This is a genomic window from Desulfatitalea alkaliphila (assembly GCF_022968795.1).
Classification (GTDB): domain Bacteria; phylum Desulfobacterota; class Desulfobacteria; order Desulfobacterales; family Desulfosarcinaceae; genus Desulfatitalea; species Desulfatitalea alkaliphila.
Map to the genome: position 1 here is coordinate 1 of NZ_JALJRB010000025.1, position 21,334 is coordinate 21,334.

The following is a 21,334-nucleotide window of genomic DNA, read 5'->3' on the forward strand; positions in this document are numbered from 1 at the left end:
GACCACCTGCAAATCGAGGGCCGGAAAAACGAGATAGCCGCAACCGCATCACAAATCCTGTCGCACCTAATACGCCTTGAAAGTCTGTTGGACAGCAGAAAAACCTTTAAGCGCTTCCACGCCGGCCGTCGTCACAACGAGCGAGCGCTGGTGCTGGCGCGTGGCGTAAGGCGGGTTTTTGAGCGCTTTGAGCTGCCCGTATCGGCCGACCGTGCCGGGTTATACCACCAAGCACTTTGCATCACCCTGGCGGCCATACAAACACTTTGCAAGGACGACATCCTTCCCGCCAGCGACCCGAGCCGCCTAATAAAGCAAGTCATGGACGAAACCTGTCAAAAATAAACAGGTTTCGTATGTAGAACACAAACACTCCCGCCTTTTATATTGGCGTCAACTTGAATCAATTCCCAAGGAGACGCCATGGAAAAGCAATCCCACCTTACGACCAACGAAGCCGCCCGCGCCCTGGGTGTGCAGGGTTCGACCATCCGGCGTGGACTTTGCGTCAATGGCCATTACATGGGCTTGGTGCCCGTGAAGCTGCCGAACCATCGCCTTTTGTGGCCCGCGAAGGCAGTGGCGCAACTACTCCAACCTGGCGAAAAGGAGTAGACATGTTTCGCGATGCCCACAACTACCAACAGTATTTTAGCGGCCGGCCCGACAAGGAAACCTACAACCTTTTACACCAACTACGCACCCACCCTCGTGGCGGGGCGGTCATCGGCGCTGCCAAGGGTGAAGCGGTCTTCGACGGCTTTTTGGCCCGCCACGGCAAGCTGAAGCATACTGGTGGGGCGGTCTGCCCCCTGCGCTTGGCGGGCCGCCATTGCCGTGGCATGCGCTGCGTTTGCAACATGGACCCGCTTCTTGCGGTTTTCGACCACCGCGAACTGTGGATAGCGGATGGGCGGGCGGCAATTTTCACGGCGCATCCGTATCAGCTCCCCGGCGACCAGGCCGCCGCCCTTTTTCTGTTCTGTAGGCGGCATGGCCTGGAAGCGATGATTTCCACCGATTCGTGGTACTTCCATGGTCAAACACTGCTAATCGAGATCACGCCAGCTAATCGCCAGGGGGCCGTTTAATGTCGGCGCCGGTGCAGCAGCTTCCCCGAGAAATTGAGGCCGAGAAGAGTATTTTAGCGGCGGCCTTGGTGGACCCGTCCACGGCGCCCACCATAGCCGATTTACTGGCGCCAGAAGACTTCTATGTCACCGACCACCAGCATATCATGGGCGCCATCTTCGCCTTGATGGTGGACGGCAGGGCCACCGACCTATCCACCCTCATGGAAGAACTACAGGCGGTCGGCCACATGGAAAACGGCATGGGCGCCTACCTGGGCAAGTTGCTGGAGTGGCCCAGCGCCACCGACATCCCCGCCACTGCCGGCCGAATCAAGATCGCCGCCGCGCGCCGTGCGATCATCAGCGCCGCCACCCGCCTTGCGCAAAGTGCCCGGGTCGAAACCGACATCGACGACATCCGGCGCAAAACGGAAGACTTGTTCTCTTCTGTCGAGCTGGCACTTGACGATAGCACTTGTGGATGGAAGCCTTCCACCAGGCCGCCGACCGCGGCGCGGATGCGCATTACCGGAGAAGAACTTGACTCGGCGGAATTGACGCCGAAGTGCATCGTGCAGAGCTACCTATACGGCGACACCGCTACATTAGCTGCACCTGGCGGGACCGGAAAAACCTCCACCGCCATTTATGAAAAAGTTTGCATCATCCTTCGTAGGCCACTGTATGGCTTGGCGGTTGCCACCCCCGGTTGGTGTTTGTTTGTGACCGCTGAGGATAGCCGCGAAATCATCATCGCCAGATTGCGCGAAATCATGGATGCAATGGATCTGACCGCCGAAGAGCGGCAGACCGTCATGGATCGCTTTGCGGTCTGGGACGTAACCGGCGAGCAAGTGCGCCTGATTCGCGCTGTGGACGGCAACGTGGTTCTAACCAACCTGGCGGACGACATCATTCGGGCCTACCGAGACGACCCACCTGTACTGGTGACGTTCGACCCCGCAATAAGTTTCGGCGCTGGTGAAAGTTTTGTGAACGATAATGAACAGGGTCTGGTTACCGCTGCCCGCCGGATCGTGCGGGGCTTCGCCAAGGCCTGCTGCGTGCGCTACATCACCCACACCGGCAAGGCACCCGCCCGCGAAGGGCGACTCGACCAATACACAAGCCGAGGCGGGTCCGCATTAAGCGATGGAGCACGAATGGTTGCGGTTCTACAGCCCTGGAAGCCCAGCGACAGCCGCCACCCGCCAGCCGGATGTGTGGAGACTCCCGGCGCGACCATCTCCATACTGGCCCGCCCGAAACTGTCATACGCTGCGCCTCAGCCGCTGATTTGGATTCGGCGAAGCGGGTGGAGCTTCGAATACTTCACAGAGACTAAAGTATCGATTGAAGAACGGGAGCGCGCCCTCTTCGATCAAATTGAACGCTTCCTGGCTTCCGAGGTGAGACAGGGGCACCGGCACAACAAAACATCCTTGGAAACCGCATTGCCCGATCTTAAGCGAGCCGATGTGCGCACCGCCATCGAACAGCTCATGGCAAGGGGCCGGATCATCGAACAGGACCTGCCTCCCGAGGAGCGCCAAGGCCGCCGAAAAACCTATTTGTCGGTTTTGGCGGAATACGGCGGAATGGAGGATAAATGATCACCACGACCATGCCCATTCAGCCGGCCCCTTTATTCTGCCGCCGTCTAGGAAAAGATTCGGCGGCAGAATTGAGCCGCCCGATCTTTCCCCTGTTCCTGTTCCCGCCGGCGAAACCCGGCGGAATACGGCGGAATTGGCGGAATTGGATTTCAGAGGTTCAGGGCGCTGCACTGCACCGCCGGTTGGCGGCAACCCTCAATCGAGGCGTGGGTCCTATCTCCGGGTGGCGCCCAACGGTTATCCGCAGCGCGACCGGCGCGTCCAGTGAAAATCGAGAAAAATCGAGGACAAAGGACAGGTCGAGGACATTTAAGAAACAGGAGCAAAGCAAAATGTCAAATGAATTCAAAAGTATATCAGCAGTGGCAAAGTATTTGAAAAATAGGGGTTTTTGTCTGCCCGGTTCCAAAACACCGATAGCCCGAAGTAAAGTGTTTTCCGATGTAAAGCGTGGTTTGTTTGTCTTTTCGGACCCTTCCGCCATAACCCAAGCCGAGGTCGATGCTTATTGCGTGGCCGCAGGGCTGATCCAGATGGATCGTGATCGAAAGGCCCCCGGCGCCGATCCAAAAGTATTCACCGACAAGGCCGCCGCCCAAGCGCGATTGATGGCCGCCAAGGCCTCGAAGGCCGAACACGAGTTGGAAGCCCTGCGTGGTCGGTACCTCCTAAAAGACGATGTCCGCCTTGAGCAGGCTTTGAAGATCGCCATTTTCGAATCTGGCTTTAAGACCCTGGTCCGCACCCGCGTTGAAGACATGATCCGAATGGTGGGTGGCGATCCCGCCAAGTCGCGGATGCTGTGCGACTGGTTTTTTTCCGAGATCGATAGTTTGCTGGCCGCCATGGGCGACATGCCCGAATTGGACATTCGCCTCACGAAACGGGGTGACCGGCCGGCCTGGTCCCTGGATGGCCTGCCGGACCAGCAAGACGCGACCGCCACTGAGTCACCGCAGCGCGAGGACGGTTGAGGTTGTTGGATTTGGTGCCCCGAACCGGACAGGGTGTCCGCCGCTGTCCGGTCTGTCCGCAATAATCGATTTTGAAAGGAGATACAGCATGGAAGGAGCACGGCAAACCGGTGTGGCAATGTGGGTGTTGGATGATCCTAAGCCCGATTATCAGAATGGAGTCAAGCGTCTACTCCTTTCGTTCACGCAAGCCGTGGCCGCCCTGCTGGACGCCGGGGAGCGCGATTTGTTGGAGCAGCTGCTGCGCGTCATGCAGGACAACTGCGCGACCACCCGGGCCATGCTGGAAATGATCGACGACGGTGCCACCATAGGTGATGTGCGCCGATATTTGGAGAACAACCGTGAATGAACGCGAAGTATTACAGATTGGGTGCTGTCCGAAGTGCGGCGCGGGGAGAGTGGGTGTCACGTCCACCCGGCGCCCGTATCGTCACTACCGTTGCCGGGTGTGCGGTTCCCGGTGGAAGACCTTGGAAGTAGTCCAGGCAGACGCCTGGCTGCCGGCACTGCTCAATCTTCTGATGCACCGGGGAGAGTTTGCCACCTTGCCCGCGGAGATGAAAAAGCAGATTGCCGGGATCGTCTATTTGTACCTAACGGGCGCTAAATCTGTAATTTGAATGGTTTGCCCCTGAATTTCCCACATGATACTTTTAAGAGAAAACCGAGAGGAACACACCAATGGATAGAATGAACTTTCGATCACTGCCGATAGGCACGGGGGCGCCAGCGAGCCTGGACGACAAGAGTAGAAGTGTGGAAGTAATAGCGGCAACGGAGCAACCCGTGGCCGTTTTTGATTATGAACAATACGAAATTATTGATGAGGTTCTACTGATGGCCGGGTGCGAGATGCCCGGCAACCGTCAGGTGGTGCTTTTGGACACGCACGACCGAAGCAATGGAACCGGCAGCGTCTTGGGATCGTTTCGTGGCATGACCATATCGAACGATCAGCTTGTGGGCCGGGTGCATTTTTCGACCAGGGCCGCCGACGCCTGGGAGAAAGTCCGCGAAGGCCACTTGACCGATGTGTCCATCGGCTATCGGCCGGTGCAATCCACCTGGGTGCCCGAAGGGGAGACAGCCGTGGTCAAGGGCCGATCCTTCACCGGGCCGGTGAAGGTCACCACCCGTTGGAGAGTCAAAGAGCTTTCGATCTGTCCTATTGGCGCCGACGAACTTGCCAAAACAAGATCACAACCCCCGGCAACCGGGGAGACGAAAGGAAATGTATCTATGACACCCGAAGAAATCAGGGCCGAGGCCCAACGAGTAGAACGCGAGCGCGTGACCGAGATCCGCGCCATGTGCGACAAGTACGACCTGCCCGACCTGGGCAAAAAGCTGGTGGCCGATGGCACCGACCTGGACCAGGCCCGCAAGGCTGTTTTGGCGGAGCTGGAGAAACGGCCCCAACCCAACGTGCCGCATCGGACGGACCCGATCTACACCCACGGCGCCGATGCCAGCGACAAACGAAATGCCGCCATCGTGGACGGCCTGACCCTTCGGGCCGGTGTTCACCTGGATGCCCCGGCCCCCGGTGCCAGCGAGTACCAGGGCATCGACCTGCCCTCCCTGGCCCGTGAGTGCCTTGTGGCCGCCGGCGTCCGCGTGTCCGGAAGGAGCAAGAGCGCATGCGTCGGTGAAGCCCTTCAGCTTCAGACCCGTGCCATGATGACGCCTGATTTTCCGCTGCTGCTGGCCAACGTGGCCAACAAGGTGTTGCGTGAATCCTTCCAAACCGCCCCGTCCACATTCCAGCACTGGACCCGGAAAGGATCGACCAGCGATTTCAAGGAGAACAGCCGGGTGTCCCTGTCAGCCTATGAGGGCTTGGACGAAATCCCCGAAAACGTGCCTTACAAATACGGCACCCACACCGAGATGGCCGAAAAATTCAGCGTCCTGACTTACGGCAAGTTGTTTGCCTTGACCCGGCAGGCCATCGTCAACGATGACCTGGGCGCCCTGACCAACATTCCACGGGCCGCCGGGGCCGCTGCCAAGCGCCTGATCAACAAGTTGGTCTACGATCACGTTCTTGCCAACGGCCTGATGAGCGACGGCGTGGCCCTGTTTCACGCCGCCCACGGGAATACGCCCGAAAGCGGCGGCGCCCCCGGCGATACGACTCTGGATACGGCCCGCGTCGCAATGCGCACCCAGACCGGCCTTGCCGGCGAGGTCCTGGGCATCGCCCCGAAGTTTCTGATCGTCAGCGCCGAAGGAGAGACAGTCGCCGATGTGCTGTTGAACAGCTTGGCATCTACCGCCACGGACCTGAACTCCGGCGTGAAAAACCCGTGGCGCGGCTTGGAATTGCTGGTAGAGCCCTATCTGGATGCCGCCAGCGCAGCGAAAAAGTGGTTTTTGACGGCCGATGCCCGCGCCTTCGATACCGTGGAGGTCTGCTACCTCGATGGACGCGATCAGCCTTACCTTGAAACCCGCGACGGCTGGACCGTGGACGGCGTGGAGTACAAGGTGCGCCTTGACGTGGGCGTCAAGGCGGTTGACTGGCGGGGGTTGTTTTACAACCCCGGCGAATAGGACAAAGACCGGCAGGCGCCCGTTGCCGCGAGGCGCGGGGAGGGGCTCGCAACTCCTTGTTCACGCCTGCCGTCTCCGGGCCGGCCGTCCTGGCCGCTTCCTATCGGCGGAGCTGGCGTCCGGTTATATGATACCCCCGGTTCGGTCGCCGGGGGTATTCCTTTCCCCTATAAACAATGTGATGCAGGCGCTATTCTGATATTTCATCCCGCCGGGGGAAGGGCACCACTGTTGGGCCTTGTGAACGAGGGGTGTGGGTCCGGCGCTTCTTGGCGGGCTTGCTCGATGCCTTTGTCATCGCCTTGATTTCCTCGGTTTCCGTTTCGAGCTGGTCAACCTTGTCCTGTATGGCCGCTGCAGCAGCCTCAACCGACCGCATTTGGTATTCTTGGATGACCCCGTGGTGGCAAGCGTCGATGTTCAACGCCAGCGTTCTTGCAAAATGGGTTTCCGATCCAAGCACATACGCCGCCTTTTTCAGTAGGTCGAAATCAAGCATAGTCAGCCCCCCCCCAATAAAAAAATCCCGAGCGGTGCTTACGGCCCTAAACAGCCGTCCAGGCCCTCACGGGTGCTGGCCACTCGGGAAAATGATATTTTCCATGGTGCGACAGATAATACAGAGCGCTCACGCGGCCCCCTGCGGTTTAGGTTTTAAGCAAGACTAGCATGCCACCAAAGCGGCCTGTGTGTCAATGCTTCGCAGCGCTCCATGGTCGCCCTCCGGGGCGGCTTTTTTTGTAGCAGCTTCGGTTGCCATCGGCGGCCGATCAACATCTTTTTTTTCATCGACATCCATTTTTACTTTTTTATTTTCGGGGGTTGGGTTGCTCCCGACATTTGTCGGGTTTTTGCCTCGCAATCTTTCGGCGCGCCCTCTGTTCAATCGTCCGCGGCGGCGCCGGGGGGTATCGACCCAATCTGCTTACACCAGCGCTTACACGGGCCGGTTACCCAAAAAAATAGGGTTACGGTTTGCGCCGTAACCCCTTGTTTTTGTTGGTAGCGGGGACAGGATTTGAACCTGTGACCTTCGGGTTATGAGCCCGACGAGCTACCAGACTGCTCCACCCCGCAGCAAGTTTGAAAAAGCATTTATAGACACTTTGTGGATGGACGTCAAGATGTTTTTTGAGGCTTTTTCTTCGCCGGCGCAGGGGCCGGTTCGGCCAGTCGGCGAAGCCGGGTGACCAGATCCTTGGCTTCGATGGCTGTCATCGGTCCAGCGGCGGGGCCGATACGGACCTGTTTGCGGCGGTTGGTCAGGCCCCTGATGATAGTGACGGCCGATTTGGGGCGGTTCAGGGCTTTCGCCAGCAGTTCGATGCATTGCTGATTGGCCGCCCCGCCCACCGGGGGTGCGGTCAGCTTGATCTTCAGGCTGTCCTGATGAAGCCCCACAATACCGGACCGGGAAGCGCGGGGTTGCACCTGGACATGGAAGGTGACGCCGTCGGGAGTGGTCTGGGTTTCAAGCATTGGCAGACCCGTTTTGACGCCGGATCAAGTCGCGCATGAAGCGGGGCGGACGGATCACCTTGCCGTCTTGATCGAGGAAGGCATGGCGCGTATGGCCCACGGCATGGACTACCTGGTCGTCGGCGCTGGTGATGCGATAATCGATTTTCAGACCGGCTTTGATGGTCGGGTCGAGGGCGGCCTCGATGGCGAGCAGATCGTCATAGCGGGCGGGCGTCATGTACTTGCAAAAGGCTTCGGAGACGGGCAGCAGGATGCCCCGCGCTTCGATCTCCTTGTAGGCCAGGCCCCAGGCGCGCAGCAACTCGGTCCGACCGATTTCGAACCAGCGCAGGTAGTTGGCGTAGTAGGCGATGCCCATGGTGTCGGTATCGCCGTAAATGACGCGGTAGGGGGTGCGGTGGCTGAGCATGGGGTTACTCCAGCAGCGGGCCCATTGCGTCGCGCACCGCGGTGTAGTCATAGGCCACCTTGAAACGGGGATACTCGGCCAGGATGGTGTCCGGGGGGCGGAACAGCAAGCCGTGCTGCGCGGTTTGCAGCATGCTGATGTCGTTGTAGGAGTCGCCCATGGCGATGACTTGGAAGTTGAGGCTTTGCAGCGCCAGCACCACGTGCCGTTTGCCGTCCGGTTGGCGCAGGCGGTAGTCGGCGATGGCGCCGGCGCCATCGATGACCAGTGAATTGCAGAAGAGGGTTGGCCATCCCAATTTGGCCATCAGGGGTTTGGCGAACTCCACATAGGTGTCCGACACGATGATCACCTGGGTGCGCGCGCGCAGCCAATCGAGAAAGGCCACGGCGCCCGGCAGGGGGTCCATACGGTCGATGACATCGGTGATGTCCTTGAGTTTCAACCCATGGGCATCGAGCAGGCCCAGGCGTTTGCGCATGAGCACGTCGTAATCGGCGATGTCCCGGGTGGTGAGCCGAAGCTCTTCGATACCGGTTTTTTCGGCAACGTGGATCCAGATTTCAGGAACCAATACACCTTCCAGGTCGGTACAGACGATATGCATGGGGCCTCTGATTTTACTCCCGGGCATCGGGATCTTCGATACGGATGAGCATGGGGGCCGGACCCACCACCGACAAGGCGCCGATCTCCCGCAGGGCTTTCCGGATGTTGGCTTCCTTGGCGTGGTGGGTGAGCATCACAATGGGTACCCAGCCGTTGGTTTTGCGGTCTTTTTGCTGCACGGACTGAATGCTGATGGCGTTGTCGCCCAGGATGCCGGCGATGGCCGCCAGCACGCCGGGGCGGTCCTGTACGGAAAAGCGAATATAGTAGTGGACCACGATGTCGTCCATGGGCATCACCGGCACGGGCTGGATGCGATCAGGCTGGTACCCCATCAACGGCACCCGGCCCGTTTTGCCGCGGCGCAGGTTGCGCGCCAGGTCGATGATGTCGCTGAGCACGGCGCTGGCGGTGGGCAGCATGCCGGCGCCGTGACCGGAGAGAAACAGGTCGTCGACGGCGTGGCCGCTGATGGTGATGGCGTTGAGGGAGCCGGACACGTGGGACAGAATGTTGTGTTCAGGGATCATGGCCGGGTGCACCCGGGCTTCCACGCGGTCGCCGTGGTTTTTGCAGATGGCCAGCAGCTTGATGCGGTAACCGAAGTCCCTGGCGAACTGGATGTCCAGGGGGGTGATGGTGGAAATGCCCTCGATGTAAATGTCGTCCAGATTGATCCGCATGCCGAAGGCCAGGGCGCTGAGAATGGCCAGCTTGTGGGCGGTGTCGATGCCTTCGACGTCCAGGGTGGGATCGGCCTCGGCGTAGCCGTTGGCCTGGGCGCCGGCCAGGGCCTGCTCAAACGGCATGCCCGTTGCGGTGATTTGGCTCAGAATATAGTTGCAGGTGCCGTTGAGAATCCCCACCATGCCATGGATTTCGTTGGCCACCAAGGCTTCGCGCAACGATTTGACGATGGGCATGCAGCCGCCCACACTGGCTTCGTAGGCCAGGTCCACGCCCGCGTCCGCCGCGGCGCGCATCAGTTCGTTGCCGTGGGTGGCCAGCAGGGCCTTGTTGGCGGTGACGATCTGTTTGCCTTTGGCGATGGCCGCCTCGATCAGCTCTTTGGCGGCCCCCAAACCGCCGATCATCTCGATGACGATATCCACCTCGGGGTCGTTGACCACGGTCCATGCATCGTCGATGAAAACGCCGGGTGGGAATGTCACGCCCCGGTCGGTTCGACGGTCCAGGTCGGCCACATATTTGAGGTCCAGCGGGATGCCGGTGCGGTCCGCCAGCAATTGCCGGTGCTCAATCAGCAGCCGGGCCACGCCGGTGCCCACCGTGCCGCAACCGATCAGGCCCAGTTTTACAGGTTGCATGGCCACTCTCCTTGGTTGTTTACCGTATCCGGGCAATTTCGTATGTTCGGCCGGGCAAAGTCAACAAAAAATTTTACTTTGACTTTTCAGACCCTTCAGACTATCCATGCAATTGATTTCATATTGATTTAACCGGGAGCAGGTGGAATGGACAAACCATTGACATACAGTGATGCCGGGGTGGACATCGACAAGGCCGATGCCCTGGTGAACGACATCAAGGATATCGCCCGCAAGACCCGCGTGCCGGGCGTGATGGGCGAGATCGGCGGCTTCGGGGGCCTTTTTTCATTGAATGTGGCCAACATGGAGAGCCCGGTGCTGGTCAGCTCCACCGATGGTGTGGGCACCAAGTTGAAAATCGCCTTCATGATGGACAAACACGACACCGTGGGTATCGATCTGGTGGCCATGTGTGTCAACGATGTGGCCGTACAGGGTGCCAAACCGTTGTTCTTTCTCGACTATCTGGCTACGGGACGGATCCGCGACGAGCAGGTCAAGCAGATTGTGGCCGGTGTGGGCCAAGGGTGCCAGGAGGCTCGCTGCGCCCTGATCGGCGGCGAAACCGCCGAGATGCCGGGCTTTTATGCGGATAACGAATATGATCTGGCCGGATTCGCCGTGGGCATCGTGGACAACAGCAAGATCGTGGACGGGTCGGAGATCCAGGTGGGTGACCAACTGGTCGGCGTCGCCGCCAGCGGATTGCACAGCAACGGTTTTTCCCTGGTGCGCAAAATTTGTTTTGACCGGCTCAAGCTGGATGTGCATACCCACGTCCCGGCCCTGGGCCGGACCCTGGGCGAGGAGTTGCTGACCCCCACCCGCATCTATTCCGAAACCATCCAGAGCCTGTTGCGTGGCCTGCCCATTCGCGGCCTGGCTCACATCACCGGCGGCGGTATCGTCAACAACACCCTGCGCATCATTCCACGGTCCTGTGGCCTGCGCCTGCGCCGCGGCAGTTGGGAAATTCCGCCGATTTTCGGTTTCCTGCAGGAGGCCGGCGGCGTGGCGGAGAAGGAGATGATGCGGGTGTTCAACAATGGTATCGGCCTGGTGGCGGTGGTGCCGGAGACGGCGGTCCAGGATGTGCTGGCCCGTTTGTCGGCCACAAAGGAGAAGGCCTTTGTGATCGGCGAAATCGTGGAGCACAAGGGCTCGGACGATGAGCGTTGCCGGTGGGAATGATCGCCGTGCAACGGTTCTCAAAGGGGGCATTGTGAAAGGTTTGTTCGAAATTCTGCGGCGCTTTTTTGAATGGGTCGGTGAAGGCACGCGCAAGGTTCCGCCCTGCCGCTCTTGAGGTGTCCGCCCGCCGGGCGCCGGTTCGGCGCCCCAGGACGACCAGCCGCAATCGAAGCAGTGACAGCGCTTCGGCCGTTCATTCATCCACATGTTATTCCATTTTTCCAATACCCTGTTGGGCGCATGGGGTCGGCGGCGGATGAAGGCCGATGTCATGAACCAATAGATGTTGCCGGTCATCCGTCCGGCCGAATTAGCGCCGATGATTGTATTGGGCATCGAATCTTCTTGTGACGAGACGGCCGCAGCGGTGGTCGCCGACGGGCGGGAGGTGCGCTCGTCGGTGGTGGCCTCCCAGACGGCGGTGCACCATCCCTACGGCGGCGTTGTACCGGAGTTGGCTTCGCGGGCCCACATCGAGGCCATCGGGCCGGTGGTGGAACAGGCCATGGCTGACGCGGGCCTGTCTCCGGAGGCCATTGACGGCGTGGCCGTCACCCGCGGACCGGGCCTGGTGGGGTGTCTGCTAGTGGGCTTCTGTTTTGCCAAGGCGTGGGCCTACGGCCGGGGTTTGCCCTGGGTGGGGGTGGATCATTTGGAGGGGCACCTGCACGCGGTGATGCTGGCGGCGGATGCGCCGCCATTCCCCTTTGTGGCCTTGCTGGCTTCGGGCGGGCATACAGGCGTCTATTATATGGAAGGACCGCGACGGTACACCCTGTTGGGCCAGACGCGGGACGATGCGGCCGGCGAAGCCTACGACAAGGTGGCCAAGATGTTGGGCTTGGGTTACCCCGGCGGCGCGGTGATCGATGACCTGGCCGGCCGGGGCGACGCGGAGCGGATCGTTTTCACCCGGCCCTACCTGGACAAAACGCAATTCGATTTCAGCTTCAGTGGTCTGAAAACCGCGGTCCATCGCTATATCCAGACCCATCCTGATACCTACCGAACGGATCAAGCGGACATCGCCGCCGGGTTTCAAGCCGCGGTGGTGGATGTGCTGGTGCACAAGCTGCTGCACGCCGCCGCGGTGCACAACTGCCCGCGGGTGGTGCTCGCCGGGGGCGTGGCCGCCAATGGCGGCTTGCGGGCACGGTTGACCGCCGAGGCCGCCGCTGCCGGCATCGCGGCCCATATCCCACCTCTCGCTTTTTGCGGGGACAATGCGGCCATGATCGCCGCCGCGGGCTACCACCACCTCCAGGCCGGGTGTCGCGGCGCACTCACCGACGATGTTTACTCGCGCAACACCCGTCCCCTGCCCGCTGCCGGGCCGACCGACTGCCGATGACATCCCCTGGCCGTCCGGCGGCGCCGTTCTGCTAACCGTTGCCGCATTCCGGTTGATTCGCCATCAACGATCCAAATCCGGGCGCCTGAAATGCGGATTGATTTTGATGGCCTCGTAAAAAGTCCCAAAAACGGTGTTTTTGCAAATTGCCATCGTATAAATTTAGGTACTTACAGCGTCGAAAATTGAAAATTCCGACTTTTTACGAGACCATCAATTTTGGCAGTGATGCACAAAACCCAAGCTGGGTCTTGCCCCGTTGGCAATCGAAATCGAAATCAGGGTCGCTATCGGAATGAAGCGAGCCGAGGCCTAAAACGGAACTGAATCGATTTTGATCCCGATAGCGATTTCGATTTCGATACGGCTTCACTTCCTTCATCGGTTGGAAAAAATTCCTGCCTTCAACCAAAGCCTATCCAAGCGAAATCCATGCACCCGATTATATACGTCCAGCCCTACTGCGTCACACGGCCGGGTACCCCCACCGTAGGGGCACGGCATGCCGTGCCTTCGCGGGCTGATCGGGCTCACCCGGGCACGGCATGCCGTGCCCCTACGATGGGTGTAAGGCGCGATCCGTGGAAGGATCCACATGCTCGACCGCCCCCAACTCTCTATGTATATAGAAAGCATTCCCTATTTATTTAATCGCGAGCCCTTAGCGGGTGGACACGCTATAGCGCGCCTTGGCCGCCGCGATGCGTTGGAGGGAGGCTTCATGGGCCTGGGCCGCTGTTTCGGACCGACGGATGCCTTCTTCGATGCTCCGGTGGGCTTCTGCGATATTGGGTCCGGTGTGGCAGATCAGCAGGATGTCTACCTCCGCCGCCAGGCATTGGTCCACCATGTCGGGGAGGGGAAAGTGTTTGATCACGGCGCCCATATCCAGATCGTCGGTGATGACCAGCCCCTGGTAGCCCAAGGTGCCGCGCAGCAGGTCGCGGGCCACCACCGATGACAGGCTGGCCGGCCAGCGGGGGTCAAGGCGCGGATAGCGGATGTGGGAAAGCATGATACCGGCCACACCGGCCTGGGTGGCGGCGCGAAAGGGGGCCAGGTCGCTGTCGGACAGCACTTCGGGGTCGATGTCCAGATCGGGCAGTTCCTGGTGGGAGTCCAGAGTGGTACGTCCGATGCCGGGAAAGTGTTTTCCCACCGCCAGGATGCCGTCCGCCTGCAGCTGCTCGATCACCGCCAGGCCCATGCAGGTCACCCATCCGGGGTCGTTGCCGAAGACCCGGCCTGCCATTACGCTGGGGCCGTCGGGCGGCGCCACATCCAATACCGGTGCCATATTCATGTTGACGCCGATCTGACGCAGTTCCCGCGCGGTGATGCGGCCGAACCGTCGGGCATCGGCTTCGCTTGTCATGGCCGGATTGCCCGCAAACTGGGTGAAAGGCGGCTTGAGGCGGGCCACCATACCGCCCTCCTGGTCGATGGCCACAAACAGCGGTGCAAGACCGCAATCGGCGGCGTAGGCTTGGGCGGTGCCGCACAGATCTTGCACCTGGGCGGGCGATTCGATATTTTGACTGAAAAGAATCAGTCCGCCCACGCGCAGGGTGTCGATGGCCGATTTGAGTTCGTCGTTCAGTACGGTGCCGGTGAAACCGACCATCAGGCGTTGACCTGTCAGCGGGTCGGCGGCGGACGGAGTAAGCCGCATGGACGGGGGTCCTTTCTATTTACAAGGTGGCGCTGGCCCGGCAGCGCAGGTGTCGGAGGTGCCAGATCATTATCGGTTTCCCCGCAGGTATTTGCGTATCGCCGCATTGTGCTCGGCGTAGGTGGCGGAGAAGTGGTGGCTGCCGTCTTTTTTGGAGACGAAAAAGAGATAGTTGCTTTCCGCCGGATAAAGCGCCGCCTCCAGAGCGGCGCGGCCAGGATTGGCGATGGGGCCCAGTGGTAGTCCGCGGATGCGATAGGTGTTGTAGGGAGAGTCGGTTTGCAGGTGGTGCGGGGTGATCGGGCCTTCGAACTCGGCGATACCGTAAACGGCGGTCGGGTCGCTTTCCAATCGCATGTTGCGCTGTATGCGGTTGTGAAAAACCGATGCGATCAAGTGGCGCTCGGAAGGGTGCCCGGTCTCTTTTTCGATCATGGCCGCCAAGGTGACCAGCTCAAGCAGGGAAAGGTTCAACTCCTTGGCCCGTGCGTGCCACACGTCGGAAAACTGGCTTTTGAATTTGTTGACCATCGTGGCGACCAGCGCTTTGGGCTCGATCCGGCGGGGGAAATAGTAGGTGTCGGGAAACAGGTAGCCTTCCAGGCTCGGTCCCTCCAGGTCCATGGCGGCAACCACTTGCGGGTCGTAGACCAATTCTTTGAAGGCCTTCGCGTCTGTAATACCTATCCGGTCGATTTCGGCGGCGATCTGCTCGATGGTGAAGCCTTCCGGAATGGTCAGCCGATGCAGCAGCACTTTCGCATTGACCACGGTGTCCAGCACTTCCGCCGGCGTCATGGTGGCCGCTAAACCGTATTCACCGGCTTTCAGCCGTTTGTCGTCCTGCTTCAGGCGCGCCAGGATTTTGAAGCGCACCGGGCTGACGATGACCCCTTTCCGGTGCAGTTGCGCGGCGAAATTGTGAAAGCTGGCACCCGGCGGCACTTCGATGACGATGGGCGTTGGATCGGTGCCGGCCGGTCGATGGGTGAACTGCTGCAAATCGACCCAGGCCCACACCGCGACGGCGACGATGATCAATACCAGGGCGATGAGAAAGCGGATCAGGAACTTCACGTTGTTGAGAAACCTTTGGTTGACCATGGGAACATCGGGCCCGCTTCGGCGAATCTCTCCTGCGGCCGTCATTGCGCTATGTGAATCAGACAGCAGAAGGCGTCAGGCGTTTGAGATCTCCTGCCGGGACTTATTCGTCACACGGGCGTTTCGCCACACTAAAGCGCAGTTTGGCGGATGGATCAAGGGGGGTGTGCGAAAATCCGCTGCGCATCGTCGCTGCCGGCCGCTCGCCGGTTGCGTCGCTGACCGCTTGCGGCCGGCAGGCGACTCATGCGAAGTCGTATTTGCACGCTCGTTCAATGAGGCGCATTTTCCCTGAGGGGATCAACCGCGCAACTTTTTGGTGATTTCCGCCACCCGTTTGCCCAGGGCTTGCGCAATCGCCAGATCCTCGGGGGCGGGGGAGAGCTCTCCGGATGAGCCGGCTATGGTGGAGGCGCCGTAGGGGGTACCGCCCCTTCCTTCCGTATGCAGCATGCCCGGGGTCGAGTAGGGAACGCCCACGATCACCATGCCAAGGTGGATCAGAGGCGGCATCATGGTCAGCAAGGTGGTTTCCTGGCCGCCGTGGCTCGTGGCGGTGGAGGTAAAAAGACCGGCCGGTTTGCCTTCCATGAGACCCTTGGACCAGAGTTCGGCGGTGCCGTCGATCAGTTGTTTCATTTGGGCGGTCATGTTGCCGTAGCGGGTGGGGCTGCCGAAGATCACCCCGTCGGCCTGTTGCAAGTCGTCGTTGGTGCACACCGGAATGGCGGCCTGTTGTTCGCGAAGGCCGCGGGCGAATTCGTTGTCGTCGATGATTTTGTTGACGGCGTCGAACTCCTGGACGCGCCGCAACACAGGTTCGACGCCGCTGACGCTGCCGACGCCTTCATGGACCGCTTGGGCCATTTTCAAGGTGTGGCCGTACATGGAATAAAAAACGGTCAAAACTTTCATTGCGAACCCTCCTTTACTGCTGTTGGGTGTATGGGCACCAATGGTTCGTGTGCCGTTTCGCTTACGCGGCGCTGAAGGACAATGCCGGCGCCGTGCGGTTCATGGAACGCAATATAAGATGGGATCGGTGGCTGTAAACGGCTGTGTTTGCAACGGCAGTCAAGGTTGTGGGTTCAACTGCCTTTCCGGATTGCCGCCTTTTGAGTTCCTCTGTGGAAAGTGCGCAAAAATCGAAACCGCGAAAACAGCGGCGGCGAGTCGCATAATCAGAAAAGTGAGATATGGTAGGCAATAAAAGGCATGGCATCGATTATGCTTTACAATATGAAAAAAGACCTCAAAAGGACCGTTGGTGTTCGCTTCGGCCGACCGGGGTTCTTTTTTTGTAGCCGCTTGATCGAATCGGCGCCCGGGCGGGAGGGGTTGGGGGTGCGCATCCACTGCGCGCCATTGAAGAGAGTCACTTGAAATTTCAATGAAGAGGAGGCTGAGATGAAACAATTAACAAGTATAGCATTGATTTTGCTTTTATCGGCGTTCGTGATGGTGGGTTGCTCCCAAAAGAGCGGCACGGAGGGACAAGCCGAAGCGCCGGCGGAAACACCGGTTGGGACCACTGCCGAGCAAGCCTTGGACCAGGCTGCCGACACCATGACCCAAGCCGGAGAACAAGCGGCCGAAGCCATGGAACAAGCCCGTGAATCGGGCGCGGATGTTTTGGAGCAGGTCCGGGAAGAAGGCGCGGATGCCTTGGAACAGGCTGAGGAGAGTGCTTCGCAAGCCATGGACAAGATGGCCGAGGGCGCATCCAAGGCGGCGGATGAGGCCCGTCAGATGGCCGAATCGGTCACAGAGCAGGGCGCCACTCAGATGGATGGGATCCGCGGTACATTGGTGGAGACCGAACAGGGCGTGGCCCTTTTCAGCGATATGGGCAATTTCGTGCTCGCCGGCCAGGACCTGGACGCGATGGTAGGCAAGGATGTGCTGGTCAGTGGTACCGTCCAGGAAGGAGAGGGCGTGCCGGTGCTCAATATTTCCTCCATTTCGGTGGTCGAGTAACCTTTTTCCCTATTGCGTTGATGGATCAAAGGGCGGCCGGGGCTCCGGCCACCCTTTTTTTCGAGTCGGTGGAGGGTCCCTACCCTCCGCCGGCTTGGTTTTCGCCCGCCGTTTTGTGCTTTCTTGCCGGATACCTGGCCGCGTCTGTGACCATGGATCTCTTCCGATGCGCCGACGGTTGACGCGCAAGGTCGCCATCGCTTAAATAGACGGTAGGGCTCGCGAAACAATAAATTTGCATTTTAGGCGCCCGGATTTGGGTCGGATTGGCCCGATCAGCGGATTCAAAACCGGAGGCATAGCGAGCTATTCCGAGGATTATGAATCCGCTGATCGGGCCAAGACGACCTGAAGCAGGGATGCATAAAAGGGGAGTTGTTTTTTCGCGAGCCCTTAGCGCCGATGGGAGGGCGACCACCATGAGCCAGGACGATATCCGGCAAATTTCCGATGCACTGCTGTACGCCCTGTTGGACAACCCCTACGAGAGCCTGATCCTGATCGATGCAGCCGGTATTGTCCGTTTCGTCAGCCACGCCAATGAGAGCGTCCGGGGTGTCAGCGCCCAAAGCGCCGTCGGCCGGCACATCAGCGAGGTGAGCCCCGACTCCGAACTGCCGCGCATCATCCGTACGGGCAAGGCGGAAATCGGCCACAGCCTGGTGCTGCGGGATCGGGAGCGCATTGTGGCACGCATTCCGCTGACCCGGGACGGGCAAGTGATCGGCGCCGCCGGCAAGCTGCTGCTCTCCAGTCCCGAGAAAGTCAAAGCCCTCTATCAGCGCATCGAAAGCTTGGAAAAGCAGCTCGATTATTACAAGTCGGCCTACAAGCAGATCTACGGCAGCCGGTTTACCTTTGACAACATCATCGGTCAAAGCCGCAAGCTGCAGGAAGCAAAGGCGCTGGCGCTTAAGGCGGCGCAGAACGATTCGTCGGTGATCATTCTGGGCGAATCGGGGACGGGCAAGGAGATGTTCGCCCACGCCATCCACATGGCCGGCCCGCGGGCCGGGCGTAATTTCATCCGCATCAACTGTGGCGCGATTCCCGGCGAACTTTTTGAATCCGAGCTGTTCGGCTATGAACCGGGGGCCTTTACCGGTGCCCGGCGTCAAGGCGCCGCGGGGAAAATCGAGTTGGGGCACAAGGGGACCGTTTTTCTGGACGAGATCAGCGAAATGCCGCTGCGCATGCAGGTCAAGCTGCTGCGGGTGTTGCAAGACAAGGTGGTGGAGCGCATCGGCGGCGGCAAGCCCCGGCAGATCGATTTCCGTATCATCAGCGCCACCCACCAGGATCTGGAGAGCATGATCCGGCAGGGCACCTTCCGTCTGGACCTGTTTTACCGGCTCAACGTGATGTTGATCCGTCTGCCGGCCCTGCGTACCATTCCCGAGGATATCCCATTGATCTTCAATGCGATTTTGGCCGATTTATGCCGCGCCGGCGGCCGGTCGGTCGTCGAGGTGCGCCCCGACGCCCTGGCGGCCCTCTGCGCCTACCACTGGCCCGGCAACGTGCGCGAATTGCGCAATGTGGCCGAGCGGGCGTTGGTGGTGGCCGACGGCCGACAGATTGATCGCCGGGACCTGCCCGGCGCGGTTCGGGGCGCGGCTGCCACGGAGGATGGCGCACCGCAGGCGGCGCAGCCGCTAAAAGCGGTTCTCGAAACGGCCGAACGGGAGTCCATTGTCACGGCATTGCGGCAAACCGATGGAAACAAGGCAAAGGCGGCCGCCTTGCTGGGTATTCATCGAACCGGGCTGTACCAGAAGATGCATAAATACCAATTGCTTTGATCCAACCACAGGCCGGATTACCTGCCCAGTGAACCTTTTTCTCTACATGTAGATAAAAATCGACACATCATTCGTTGTGCAATAACAACAGCAGGATACTGTCGTCTTTGTATTGATGTGTAGTGGTTGCTATACACTTATCGATGCCGCCCCCCCCCTATCGCCATTGATTGCGCTTTAGTTATAAATGTAATAAAATCGGTATGGTATAGCATGAATGGGATGCATTTATCAGGTTGGCAAGCATATTGCTCAGCATATTGCTCAATCGATTGGCAGCTTGTCAACTCATCAACCGCGCATGCACCCTACACACCGCCAACAGGCGCAGACCGCATCAGGTCACGGCCGTCGGCATGGATTCAACGGAGGAAAAATGGGACATTTCAAAATCAATTCCAAGGACGTGATGTTCATTCTCAAGGAGCAACTGCAATACGGTCGACTCTGCAAGCTGGATCGTTACAGTGACCAGAACGAGAAAGTGCTGGACCTGCTGGTCAAGGAGGCCATCGAGTTCGCCAAGGGGGTGTTGGATCCCCTGAACGAGGTGGGGGAGACCGAGGGGCTGAAGTTCGAGAACAATCAGGTCAAGTGCCCGCCGGGGTTCAAAGAGGCCTTCAAAAAGTACGGCGAGGACGGCTGGACGGCGGCGGCCCGCGACCTGGAGCACGGTGGCCAGGGCTTTCCCCACATGATGCGCATCGTGATCAACGATTTCATGTACGGCGCCTGTCAGTCCTTCAATATGGCGCCCAGCCTGACCCATGGGGCCGCCCATTTGATCGAAAGCTTCGGCACCAAGGCGTTGATCGACACCTATGTGCCCAAGATGTTCGACGGCACCTGGGCCGGCACCATGTGCTTGACCGAGCCCAACGCCGGTTCCAACCTGGCCGCCTTGGAGACCACGGCCTATCCCGAGGGCGATCACTACAAAATCAAAGGCACCAAAATATTCATCTCCTGGGGTGAGCACGACTTGGCGGACAATATCGTCCATCTGGTGCTGGCGCGCATCGACGGGGAGCCCGAAGGCGTGCGGGGGATCTCCTTGTTCGTGGTGCCCAAGATGCGGGTCAATGCCGACGGCTCCGTCGGGGAGCCCAACGATGTGGTCTGTACGGGCATCGAGGAGAAATTGGGGCTTCACGCATCGCCCACCGCCGCCCTGAGCTTCGGCGCCAAGGACGGTTGTATCGGTTATCTGTGCGGCGAGAAGAACAAAGGCCTGGCCCATATGTTTCAGATGATGAACGCGGCGCGCATCAATACCGGCGTCAGCGGCATGGCCATGGCCAGCACGGCCTATTTAAACGCCCTGGCCTATGTCAAGGATCGCATTCAAGGGCGTGACATCGCCGGCCGCCAGAAGGGTGAAGTGGCCATCATCCATCATCCCGATGTGCGGCGCATGCTGCTCTGGATGAAGGCCAACGTGGACGGCATGCGCTCCATGATCTACACCGGCGCTTTCTGGTCCGATCTGGCCCTCGAGCTGCCGGAAGGTGAAGAGCGGGGCCACTATGAGAATTTGACCGATTTCATGACCCCCATCATCAAAGCCTACTGCTCCGATCTGGGATTCCGGGTGTGTGAGATCGCCATGCAGTGTCTGGGTGGCTACGGCTATTGCCGGGATTATCCCATCGAGCAATACCTGCGGGATGCCAAAATCATGTCCCTGTACGAAGGCACCAACGGCATCCAGTCCACCGACTTGATGGGCCGCAAGATGACCATCCGCGACGGAGCCTGCGTCAAGGCCTTCCAGAAGGAGATCGAGGGTTTCTGTGAGGCCCATCGGGAGCATCCGGAACTGGGTGATCGAATTCGTGCGTTGTATGGCGTGGTCCAGCGGCTGCTGGAGGTGTCCGAGGATATGAAACAGCGTCAGAAGAGCGATCCGCTGCAGTGGGCCTCCTACACCTATCCCGCCCTGCTGGCCTACGGCGAGGTGATCATGTGCTGGCGCTTGCTGGACATGGCGGTGATCGCCGCCGAAACCCTCAAAAAGAAGAAGTCGGATTTCTACCAGGGCAAGGTGTTCCAGGCCACCTACTATGTGGACACGACCCTGCCCCACACCCTGGCCACCCTGGAGAGCTGCTTGCGGCCGGGCCGGGAAGTTATGGATATTCCCGACGGCGCTTTCTGATTGTGTTCCATGCCATCGGTCCGGGC

At 59.7% G+C, this 21,334-nt stretch carries 20 protein-coding genes and 1 tRNA gene; 12 read left to right on the top strand and 9 right to left on the bottom strand.

The genetic code is table 11. From position 1 onward, the window contains the following. The 7 genes from MRX98_RS17390 to MRX98_RS17420 form a co-directional block, all read left to right on the top strand. The coding region (locus MRX98_RS17390; RefSeq protein WP_246913047.1) for a hypothetical protein at positions 1 to 345 on the top strand (345 nt) is incomplete at its 5' end. Positions 346 to 423: 78 nt separating this feature from the next. After that, on the top strand, positions 424 to 615 hold the full coding sequence (locus MRX98_RS17395; protein WP_246913049.1) for a hypothetical protein: 192 nt from the start codon (positions 424 to 426) through the stop codon (positions 613 to 615). Between the two features lie 2 nt (positions 616 to 617). Further along, complete coding sequence (locus tag MRX98_RS17400; RefSeq protein WP_246913051.1) at positions 618 to 1,091, top strand: hypothetical protein; 474 nt, start codon at positions 618 to 620, stop codon at positions 1,089 to 1,091. Beyond that, entirely contained in the window at positions 1,091 to 2,686 is a 1,596-nt protein-coding gene (locus MRX98_RS17405) for a DnaB-like helicase N-terminal domain-containing protein (protein WP_246913053.1), read from the top strand. Before MRX98_RS17400 ends, MRX98_RS17405 begins: the two co-directional genes overlap by 1 nt. After that, positions 2,683 to 3,663, top strand: a complete 981-nt coding sequence (locus MRX98_RS17410) for a hypothetical protein (RefSeq protein ID WP_246913055.1) — start codon at positions 2,683 to 2,685, stop codon at positions 3,661 to 3,663. The genes MRX98_RS17405 and MRX98_RS17410 overlap by 4 nt, the downstream gene beginning before the upstream one ends. Positions 3,664 to 3,751: 88 nt before the next feature. Then, complete coding sequence (locus MRX98_RS17415; RefSeq protein WP_246913056.1) at positions 3,752 to 4,015, top strand: hypothetical protein; 264 nt, start codon at positions 3,752 to 3,754, stop codon at positions 4,013 to 4,015. 332 nt (positions 4,016 to 4,347) lie between these two features. Next, a complete protein-coding gene (locus MRX98_RS17420) occupies positions 4,348 to 6,222 on the top strand; it encodes a prohead protease/major capsid protein fusion protein (protein WP_246913058.1) in 1,875 nt (624 codons plus the stop codon). Between the two features lie 190 nt (positions 6,223 to 6,412). Here the strand turns inward: MRX98_RS17420 and MRX98_RS17425 are convergent, their stop codons facing one another. From MRX98_RS17425 to MRX98_RS17450, 6 genes are all read right to left on the bottom strand, one after another. After that, the gene (locus tag MRX98_RS17425; RefSeq protein WP_246913060.1) at positions 6,413 to 6,721 is read right to left on the bottom strand and encodes a hypothetical protein; all 309 of its coding nucleotides are present in this window, start codon (positions 6,719 to 6,721) and stop codon (positions 6,413 to 6,415) included. A gap of 501 nt (positions 6,722 to 7,222) precedes the next feature. Continuing rightward, positions 7,223 to 7,299 (bottom strand) — tRNA-Met (locus MRX98_RS17430). Positions 7,300 to 7,341: 42 nt separating this feature from the next. Then, positions 7,342 to 7,701 (bottom strand): DUF167 domain-containing protein, encoded by a 360-nt coding sequence (locus MRX98_RS17435; protein WP_246913065.1) that lies wholly within the window; start codon positions 7,699 to 7,701, stop codon positions 7,342 to 7,344. Beyond that, entirely contained in the window at positions 7,694 to 8,113 is a 420-nt protein-coding gene (locus MRX98_RS17440) for an acyl-CoA thioesterase (RefSeq protein ID WP_246913067.1), read from the bottom strand. Before MRX98_RS17440 ends, MRX98_RS17435 begins: the two co-directional genes overlap by 8 nt. 4 nt (positions 8,114 to 8,117) lie before the next feature. Then, a complete protein-coding gene (thrH, locus tag MRX98_RS17445) occupies positions 8,118 to 8,720 on the bottom strand; it encodes a bifunctional phosphoserine phosphatase/homoserine phosphotransferase ThrH (protein ID WP_246913069.1) in 603 nt (200 codons plus the stop codon). A gap of 13 nt (positions 8,721 to 8,733) precedes the next feature. Continuing rightward, complete coding sequence (locus tag MRX98_RS17450; protein WP_246913071.1) at positions 8,734 to 10,050, bottom strand: homoserine dehydrogenase; 1,317 nt, start codon at positions 10,048 to 10,050, stop codon at positions 8,734 to 8,736. Between the two features lie 147 nt (positions 10,051 to 10,197). Between MRX98_RS17450 and purM the strand changes: the two genes are divergently transcribed. Together purM and tsaD are read left to right on the top strand one after the other, a co-directional pair. Then, a complete protein-coding gene (purM, locus tag MRX98_RS17455; protein WP_246913073.1) occupies positions 10,198 to 11,244 on the top strand; it encodes a phosphoribosylformylglycinamidine cyclo-ligase in 1,047 nt (348 codons plus the stop codon). A gap of 283 nt (positions 11,245 to 11,527) precedes the next feature. Continuing rightward, complete coding sequence (tsaD, locus tag MRX98_RS17460) at positions 11,528 to 12,595, top strand: tRNA (adenosine(37)-N6)-threonylcarbamoyltransferase complex transferase subunit TsaD (RefSeq protein WP_343217773.1); 1,068 nt, start codon at positions 11,528 to 11,530, stop codon at positions 12,593 to 12,595. 661 nt (positions 12,596 to 13,256) lie between these two features. Here tsaD and MRX98_RS17465 read toward each other — a convergent pair. From MRX98_RS17465 to wrbA, 3 genes are all read right to left on the bottom strand, one after another. Next, positions 13,257 to 14,267, bottom strand: a complete 1,011-nt coding sequence (locus MRX98_RS17465; protein ID WP_246913075.1) for a glycoside hydrolase family 3 N-terminal domain-containing protein — start codon at positions 14,265 to 14,267, stop codon at positions 13,257 to 13,259. Between the two features lie 69 nt (positions 14,268 to 14,336). After that, complete coding sequence (gene mltG / locus MRX98_RS17470; RefSeq protein WP_246913080.1) at positions 14,337 to 15,371, bottom strand: endolytic transglycosylase MltG; 1,035 nt, start codon at positions 15,369 to 15,371, stop codon at positions 14,337 to 14,339. Between the two features lie 300 nt (positions 15,372 to 15,671). Then, positions 15,672 to 16,286, bottom strand: a complete 615-nt coding sequence (gene wrbA, locus MRX98_RS17475) for an NAD(P)H:quinone oxidoreductase (RefSeq protein ID WP_246913082.1) — start codon at positions 16,284 to 16,286, stop codon at positions 15,672 to 15,674. Between the two features lie 492 nt (positions 16,287 to 16,778). On the opposite strand from wrbA, the gene MRX98_RS17480 reads away from it, so the two are divergent. From MRX98_RS17480 to MRX98_RS17490, 3 genes are all read left to right on the top strand, one after another. Continuing rightward, complete coding sequence (locus tag MRX98_RS17480) at positions 16,779 to 17,348, top strand: hypothetical protein (RefSeq protein ID WP_246913084.1); 570 nt, start codon at positions 16,779 to 16,781, stop codon at positions 17,346 to 17,348. A gap of 419 nt (positions 17,349 to 17,767) precedes the next feature. Further along, positions 17,768 to 19,150 carry a sigma-54 interaction domain-containing protein gene (locus tag MRX98_RS17485; protein WP_246913086.1) on the top strand — a complete coding sequence of 461 codons (1,383 nt, stop codon included), beginning with the start codon at positions 17,768 to 17,770 and terminating at the stop codon, positions 19,148 to 19,150. Between the two features lie 376 nt (positions 19,151 to 19,526). Then, positions 19,527 to 21,308, top strand: a complete 1,782-nt coding sequence (locus tag MRX98_RS17490) for an acyl-CoA dehydrogenase family protein (protein ID WP_246913088.1) — start codon at positions 19,527 to 19,529, stop codon at positions 21,306 to 21,308. Positions 21,309 to 21,334: the final 26 nt, after the last annotated feature.